Below are 7076 nucleotides of genomic sequence, written 5' to 3'. Positions count from 1 at the left end.
GTCACCCGACCGTCCGGCCGCCCCAGCCCCCCCTCGCCGCCCCAGCCCCCAACCGCCCCAACCGCCCCAGCCGCCCCGGCCCCCGACCACTCAGCTCAGCCAGCCGCAGGCGAGGGCGTGGGCGTCGGTGAGGCGGTGTTCACGTTCAGGTCGGGGCGTGGCTTGAGCACGAGCACCCGCTCGCCCGGCTGGGGCGGGGGCGGGGTGACCTTCTCCCTCGGCAGCTTCGCCGGCCCTGTCTGCTGGAAGGTGACCTTGTCGTACTCGACGAGTCCCGTCTTCTCCAGCACCGTGATGTGGTCCAGCACGGTGTCGTTGGCCAGGTCTGCCAGCTGCCGCACGAGCGTGTTCTTCGTGGTGGCCCGGATCTTGGCGATGGCCGGGAAGATCTGGCCGTGCGTCACCCGCATGATGTTCACCGCCGACGAGTCGAACTCCTTGCCGCTCTTGGCGTCCACCGTCGCCACGAAGCCCTCCTGCTGCGGGGAGGCCCGGTTGGGCAGCGTGATGCCCAGCTCCGGTGAGATCTCCCGGCACATCGCGTCCAGCCCGGCGTGCCCGACGACCAGATGCTCACCGGCCGTCTTCATCTCCTTCGTCGTGCCGCGCTCCATCACCATCTCGCCCAGCGGGTACTCCCACAGCCCGGCGGCCCGGACCTTCACCACGAAGTCCCGGTCGGCCTCGGTGACCGGCCCGAACTTCGTACTGGCGATGACCCGGTTCTGGTTTCCGTCGGCCTTGTCCAGACCGAGCACGGCCGGGAAGGCCAGCGCGGTGAGGGTCAGGGTCATCACACCGAACAGGCCGACGACTCCGATCCTGTTGCGGGACAGCCGCATGATGCCTCCAGGGCGACGTGAGAGTCTCGTCCACGTCCATGGACGTGGACGGGTACGTCAGGAGGTACGGAAACGGCGCGCGGATCTTTCACCGCCGCCGCGAGGAAATCGCGGGAAGTTCCGTTCAGCCGATGTCGGCCCCGTACACGCGCTCGACCGCGATGGTGAGCAGCACCCGTCGGTCGGACACCATCGTCATCCGGTACTCGTCCCAGTCCGGGTGCTCCCCGGCGGCGGCGCGGTAGTACTCCACCAGCGCCTCGACCTCCGGGCCGTGCGGGTCGGTGCCCGGTCCGGTGAGGGTCGCGACGCCCTCGGCGGTGGCCCAGGACCTGCCGTCCGGGGCGGTCACCTCCAGGGCGGCCCGCGGGTCCCGGCGCAGGTTCGCCGTCTTGGCGAGGCCGTCGCGGGTCGAGACGCGGATGACGTCCGCCTCCGGGTCGTAGGCGGGCATGACGGGGGAGAGCTGCGGGCGGCCGTCCGCCTTGATCGTCGCCAGTACGCCGAGCCGGCTCTCGGCCAGCAGGGCGCGGGGGTCAAAACGCGGTGTGGTGGTCATGGGCCGATCATCACCCCCGACCCCGCCCGCTGTCCCCCGAACCGTCCGCCGCTCAGGCGACCGAGGGCCCGCCGAGGTAGTCGCCGTCCCGGTCGTAGGGCCAGGCGTTGGCGACGCAGCCCTTGAGGCCCTTGATCTGCTGCATCATCGCCGGTGCGGGCAGGCCGGGGCCCGGGCAGGTCTCGTGGCCGTGGCCGATGCGGTGACCGACCTCGTGGTTGATGATCAGCGCCCGGTAGTCGCCGATCGGTCCGTCGAACTGGGGCGAGCCCAGCACCCAGCGCTTGAGGTTCACCACGACGTCCGTGCCGACCGCGCAGTTCACCTCGCCCCGGGTGTTGAGGCCGTAGGCGCCGCAGATCTCGTCCACGGTGCCCGGCGTGGCGATCTTCACCACGAAGTCGTACGAGCCGGAGCTGACCAGCCGGAAGGAGTTGGTCCCGTCCCTGGTCCAGCCGCGGCGGTCGGCGAGCACGTCGGATATCTCGGCGGCGGCGGCGCTTGTCCGGATGTCGATGCCCTCCTCCACCAGGACCTTGTAACGGCGCACGCGGCCGCCGTCGCCCACGGTCGAGCCGTCGGCCTCGGCGGTGACGAAGGTGCCGGGACCGGTCGCGGGAACGGCGATGACGGAGGGGGAGGGCGACGGCGAAGGGGACGCCTTGACGGACGGCGACGCGGAGGGGCTCGGGGTCGTCCCGGACGGCGTCCCGGACGGGGCGTCGGGGGCGTCCGTGCGCCCGGCGGCGTCCAGCGCGTCGGCGACGTCGGCCGCCTGGTCGTCGGTCACCGTGGGCCGGGTGTGCTGCCAGTGCGCGACGGCGGCGCCCGCCGCGAGCAGTACGGCACCGGAGGTCAGGCCACCCAGGACCAGGCGGGCGGACCGGCGGCGGCTCTTCCTGCGGGCGCGGGAGACGCGCCGGTCACCGCCCGGCGTCGTTCTTCGGCGGGTCTGGCGGGCGGTGGATCGGCCCACGACGTGCGTCCTCTCTGCTGGTCGGCGGGGCGCGCACAGTGGACTCCGCTGTGCTTTTGTCGCCACGATGATCAAAGCGGAAGGACGTGTCGAAACGTCACCGGCTCGGAAGTGGGGCTTCTCACACGCCTGTTCGGTTCTGGGGTGCAACCTTCGGGCGGTCCGGGCGGTCCGCGAGCGGCGGACAGGAGAACGGGCGACCGGAGGTGTCCGGTCGGGCACGCACGTGTGCGCCGGGGCCGCCCGGCGTGAGCCGGCCGGCCCCGGCGCGGTGCGCCCACCGCCGGTCCGTCAGCCGACGGCGCCGCTCTCCCAGCGGTAGAAGCAGCGCGCCATCGCGTCCTTCGGGCCGCGCCAGGTGGCCGGGTCGTACGCCGAGACGTACGGCTCCAGCCGCTCGCTGACCCTGCGGAACTCCGGATGCCCGGTCAGCCGGCCGATCGCCGGGGCCGGGTCCTCGTCGCTCTCGATGAGGTGCATGTACACGCCGTCACCGAACTCGAAGAGACTGCGCCGGTTGACGCCCACCAGGTGGGGCAGCTCGCCGCTGTCGGACTCGGCGAACACCTTCGCGATGTCCGGTGCCGCCCCCGGGGCCATCCGGGCGACGATCAGGGTGTGGTGCATGGGGAGACGCCCTCCGTCGGTGTCAGTCGGCGAGTACCGCGGCGGTCCGCCGCTCGCCCGCGGCCTGCTCGATCCGGTCCCGGATCAGCGCCATCTGCGTCCGCGAGTTGCGGTTGATGTTGTCCGTCATCCAGGCGTCGTCCACCGGCGCGTCCGGCTTCATCGCGAAGTCCTGGATCCAGCGCATCCGCGTGCCGTCCGCGGTCTCCGCGTACTCCCAGACGATGTTCATGTACTGGAAGGGGCCGGTCTCGACCCGGTGGGCGCGCACGGTGCGGGTCGTCGGGTCCGCGACCCGCTCGGAGACCCAGCTCCACACCTTGCCGTCCTTGTCCGGGTGCATGGTGAGCCGGAACGTGACCCGGTCGCCGTCGCGCTCCAGTACGTCCACGGAGGCGTACTCGCTGAACAGCCGCGGCCAGTTGTCGATGTCGTTGGTCATGTCCCAGACCAGCTCCATCGGCGCGGCGATGGAGATCTCGTTGTCGGTGTGGCCTGCCATCTCACACTCCCGTCTTCAGGGCGCCGTTGACCAGCGCGAGGAAATCCGCGGGCGTCTTGCAGCGCTCGGCCTGCTCCGGCAGGCCCAGCCCGTACCGCTTCTCCAACTCGGCCACGATGCCCAGCAGGCCGAGGGAGTCCAGACCGAAGGTGTCGAAGCCGTCGTCGGCCTGCTGCCGGAGGGTGACCGGATCGACGTGCACGCCGGCGGTGCGCTTCATCAGCGCCGACAGCTCCTCGACGGTCACCTGGTAGTCCAGTTGGTCGGTCATGCGGGTCCTCCTTCACTCGGGGTGGCGCCCGCCCTCGGACGGGCGCTCACTCGGTTGGCGTTGGTCGGTCGGTCCTCAGGCGGTGATCGGTCCTCAAGCGGTGAGCGGTGCGGAGCCGCCCCGCCGCAGGACGAGCGCCGCGTTCGAGCCCATGAGCCCGCGGCCCAGGACGAGTGCCGTACGCGGCTCGGCGGGCCGGGCCCGGCCGGTGACCAGGGCCAGGTCGTGGCAGACGTCGGACACGTGCGGGGTCGGCGGGATCAGCCCGTGCTCCATCGCGAGCACCGCCGTCGCCACGTCCAGCACCGGGGCTGCGCAGTACGCCCGTCCGGTACCGGTCTTGGGCGCGGTGACCGGCACCCGCCGCGCGTGCGGGCCGAGCGCGTCGGCCAGCGCCAGGGCCTCCGCCCGGTCCGCCTCCGGGACTCCGAGGGCGTCGGCGAACACCACGTCCACCTCCTCGGGCCGGCACCCGGCCTCGGCCAGCGCGCCCTGGATCGCGCGCGCCAGCCCCTCCCGGGACTCGGCCCACCGGGACGGCCCGGTGAAGGTCGCCGCGTGCCCGGCGATCGTCGCCCGCACGTCCGCCCCGCGCTCCAGCGCCGCCCGCTCCTCCTCGACCAGCAGCACGGCACCGCCCTCGGCCGGCGCGAACCCGCAGGCCTCCTCGGTGAACGGGCGGTAGGCGCGGTCGGGTTCACCGGCCGCGCTCAGCTCCGGGTAGCCCAGCTGGCAGACGATCGAGTACGGGGCGAGCGGAGCCTCCGTCGCGCCGCACACCACGGTGTCGGTGCCGCCCCGCACGGCCAGCGCCGCGTGCGCCAGGGCGTCCAGGCCGCCCGCCTCGTCGGCGGCGACGACCCCGCACGGGCCCTTGAAGTCGTTGCGGATGGAGATCTGGCCGGTGCTGGCCGCGTAGAACCAGGCGATCGACTGGTACGGGCCGACGTACCGCGAGCCCTGCCCCCACAGGTTCTGCAACTCCCGCTGCCCGAACTCGCCACCGCCCGAACCGGCCGCGGTGACCACCCCGACCGAGTACGGCGACTCGACGTCGGCCCGGCCGAACCGGGCGTCCTCCAGCGCCAGGTCGGTCGCCGTCAGCGCGAAGTGCGTGAACCGGTCGGTCTGGACGAGGTACCGCCCCTCGACCGTCTCGGCCGCGTCAAAGCCGCGCACCTCGCCCGCCACCTTCAACGGCAGGTGCTCGCACCCCTCGCGGGTGACGGGCCCGAGGACGCTGGCGCCGTCGGCGACGGCCTTCCAGTGCGCCTCGGCACCGATGCCGTGCGGGGACACCACGCCGAGGCCGGTGACGACGGCACGCCTGCTTCCGTCCTGCGTACGGTGCCCGGTCCGTTGTGGTCCGCTCATCGCAGCCCTCCTTCCGTACCGCTCAGCACGACCGCGGACTGGAAGCCGCCGAAGCCGCTGCCCACCGACAGCACGTGCCGCAGCGTCCGCTCCCGTGCCTCACGCGGCACGTAGTCCAGGTCGCACTCGGGGTCGGGGGTCGTGTAGTTGGCCGTGGGCGGCACCACCTGGTGGTGCATCGCGAGCACGCACGCGGCCAGCTCTATGGAGCCGATCGCGCCGAGCGAGTGGCCCACCATGGACTTGATCGAGCTCATCGGCGTCGCGTAGGCGTGCTCGCCCAGCGAGCGTTTGACGGCCGCGGTCTCGTGCCGGTCGTTCTGCTGGGTGCCGGAACCGTGCGCGTTGACGTAGTCGATGGCGGACCCGTCCAGCCCGGCCATGTCCAGCGCCGTGTCGATGGCCCGCGCCATCTCCAGGCCCTCCTTGGTGAGCCCGGTCATGTGGTAGGCGTTGCCGAAGGTGGCGTAGCCGGAGATCTCGCAGTACACGTGCGCACCGCGGGCCCGGGCGTGCTCCAGGTCCTCCAGTACGAGCACCGCGGCGCCCTCGCCCATGACGAAGCCGTTGCGGTCGGCGTCGAAGGGCCGGGAGGCGTGCGCGGGGTCGTCGTTGTTGGGGGAGGTCGCCTTGATGGCGTCGAAGCAGGCCATGGTGATCGGCGATATCGGCGAGTCCGCCGCGCCCGCCAGACACACGTCGACCCGGCCCTCGGCGACGGCGTGGTAGGCGTACCCCACCGCGTCCAGGCCGGAGGTGCACCCGGTGGACACGGTCTGCACCGGCCCGCGCACGCCGAACTCCTCGGCGACCGCGGAGGAGAGGGTGGCCGGGGTGAAGGCCCGCTCCAGGTGCGGCTCGGCCCGCCGGCCGTCCACGTCCCAGCGCGAGCCGCGCTCGCTGACCAGCACGTAGTCGTGCTCCAGCCGGGTCGTGCCGCCGACCGCCGTGCCCAGCGTGGCACCGGCCCGCCAGGGGTCCTCCCGCGCCATGTCGAGGCCCGCGTCGCCCACCGCCTCGGCGGCGGCGGCCAGCGCGAACTGCACGTACCGGTCGCTGCGCTGGACCGTGGCGAGGTCCAGCCCGTGTTCCAGCGGCTCGAAGTCGCACTCGGCGGCGATCTGCGAGCGCAGCCCGGCGGGGTCGAACAGGGAGATGCGGCGCGTCGCCGTACGGCCGTCGGACAGCAGCCCCCAGAACTGGGGCACGCCGATCCCGCCCGGGGCGACGACGCCTATGCCCGTGACGGCGACCCGACGCCGGGTCATGACACCGCCTCGGCCGCAGCGGCGGCGGGGCGCTCGTGCCCGGCGCAGCCCGCGTGATCCGGGAGCGGCAGCGGGTTGCCCGCCGCGTCCTCGGTGTCGACGTGCCCGACCTCCGGCCGCGGCGCCAGCGGACCCAGGTGGAAGACGAGCCGGGCCTCGGTGTCCCCCGTGTTGCGGAAGCGGTGGCGCATGTCCTGCGGGATCAGCAGACCCTGCCCGGTGCCGAGGGCGTGCGGCACACCGTCCAGGTCCACCTCCAGCGCGCCGTCCGTGACGTACACGAACTCCTCGGAGTACGGGTGGTAGTGCTCGGCGATGCGCTCGCCCGGCTGCACGATGGCCACGCCCATGAAGCCGCTGGTGGACCCGGCGGTGGTGGGCGTGAGGAGGGCGCGGAGGTCTCCGCCGCGGCGGCGGTTCGGCGCGATGTCGCCGAGGGAGACGATGCGTACCTGCTGGTCTGTCATGTCGTTCACTCCGGGTGAGGGGAGGCGGTGGGGAGGTCGGGGCGACCGTGCGTGCGTCCGTGGTCCGTGGTCCGTGGTCCGTGGTCCGTGGTCCGTGGTTCGTGGTTCGTGGTCCGTGGCAGCTGTGGCAGTGGTGGGCGCGTCGTCGGGCCCGGGTCGGCTGCCGGGGTGGGTCGCGGGGCGGTTCGCG

The 7076-nt window shown here is 73.0% G+C and carries 9 protein-coding genes; all 9 read right to left on the bottom strand.

The genetic code is table 11. The features are described from left to right. Window positions 1-95: 95 nt before the first annotated feature. Window positions 96-842: a DUF4142 domain-containing protein gene (locus KUM03_RS34825; protein ID WP_217254561.1), complete on the bottom strand. Its 747-nt coding sequence runs from the start codon at window positions 840-842 to the stop codon at window positions 96-98. Between the two features lie 124 nt (window positions 843-966). Then, window positions 967-1401 (bottom strand): PPOX class F420-dependent oxidoreductase, encoded by a 435-nt coding sequence (locus tag KUM03_RS34820; RefSeq protein ID WP_217254560.1) that lies wholly within the window; start codon window positions 1399-1401, stop codon window positions 967-969. A gap of 52 nt (window positions 1402-1453) precedes the next feature. Then, on the bottom strand, window positions 1454-2377 hold the full coding sequence (locus KUM03_RS34815) for a DUF3152 domain-containing protein (protein WP_217254559.1): 924 nt from the start codon (window positions 2375-2377) through the stop codon (window positions 1454-1456). Window positions 2378-2668: 291 nt separating this feature from the next. Next, entirely contained in the window at window positions 2669-3004 is a 336-nt protein-coding gene (locus KUM03_RS34810; RefSeq protein WP_073724198.1) for a TcmI family type II polyketide cyclase, read from the bottom strand. 22 nt (window positions 3005-3026) lie between these two features. Continuing rightward, the gene (locus tag KUM03_RS34805; RefSeq protein ID WP_100046658.1) at window positions 3027-3506 is read right to left on the bottom strand and encodes an SRPBCC family protein; all 480 of its coding nucleotides are present in this window, start codon (window positions 3504-3506) and stop codon (window positions 3027-3029) included. A 1-nt stretch (window position 3507) separates the two neighbouring features. Continuing rightward, on the bottom strand, window positions 3508-3777 hold the full coding sequence (locus tag KUM03_RS34800; RefSeq protein ID WP_019326889.1) for an acyl carrier protein: 270 nt from the start codon (window positions 3775-3777) through the stop codon (window positions 3508-3510). Between the two features lie 93 nt (window positions 3778-3870). Further along, window positions 3871-5151: a ketosynthase chain-length factor gene (locus KUM03_RS34795; RefSeq protein ID WP_217254558.1), complete on the bottom strand. Its 1281-nt coding sequence runs from the start codon at window positions 5149-5151 to the stop codon at window positions 3871-3873. Continuing rightward, window positions 5148-6419, bottom strand: a complete 1272-nt coding sequence (locus KUM03_RS34790; RefSeq protein WP_217254557.1) for a beta-ketoacyl synthase — start codon at window positions 6417-6419, stop codon at window positions 5148-5150. Before KUM03_RS34790 ends, KUM03_RS34795 begins: the two co-directional genes overlap by 4 nt. Further along, a complete protein-coding gene (locus KUM03_RS34785) occupies window positions 6416-6886 on the bottom strand; it encodes a cupin domain-containing protein (RefSeq protein WP_217254556.1) in 471 nt (156 codons plus the stop codon). The genes KUM03_RS34790 and KUM03_RS34785 overlap by 4 nt, the downstream gene beginning before the upstream one ends. Window positions 6887-7076 lie beyond the last annotated feature (190 nt).

The sequence above is a fragment of the Streptomyces sp. AC602_WCS936 genome (assembly GCF_019049125.1).
Taxonomy (GTDB): Bacteria; Actinomycetota; Actinomycetes; order Streptomycetales; family Streptomycetaceae; genus Streptomyces.
The sequence above is the reverse complement of the archived record's forward strand: the minus strand, read 5'-3'. Positions and strand labels throughout refer to the sequence as shown.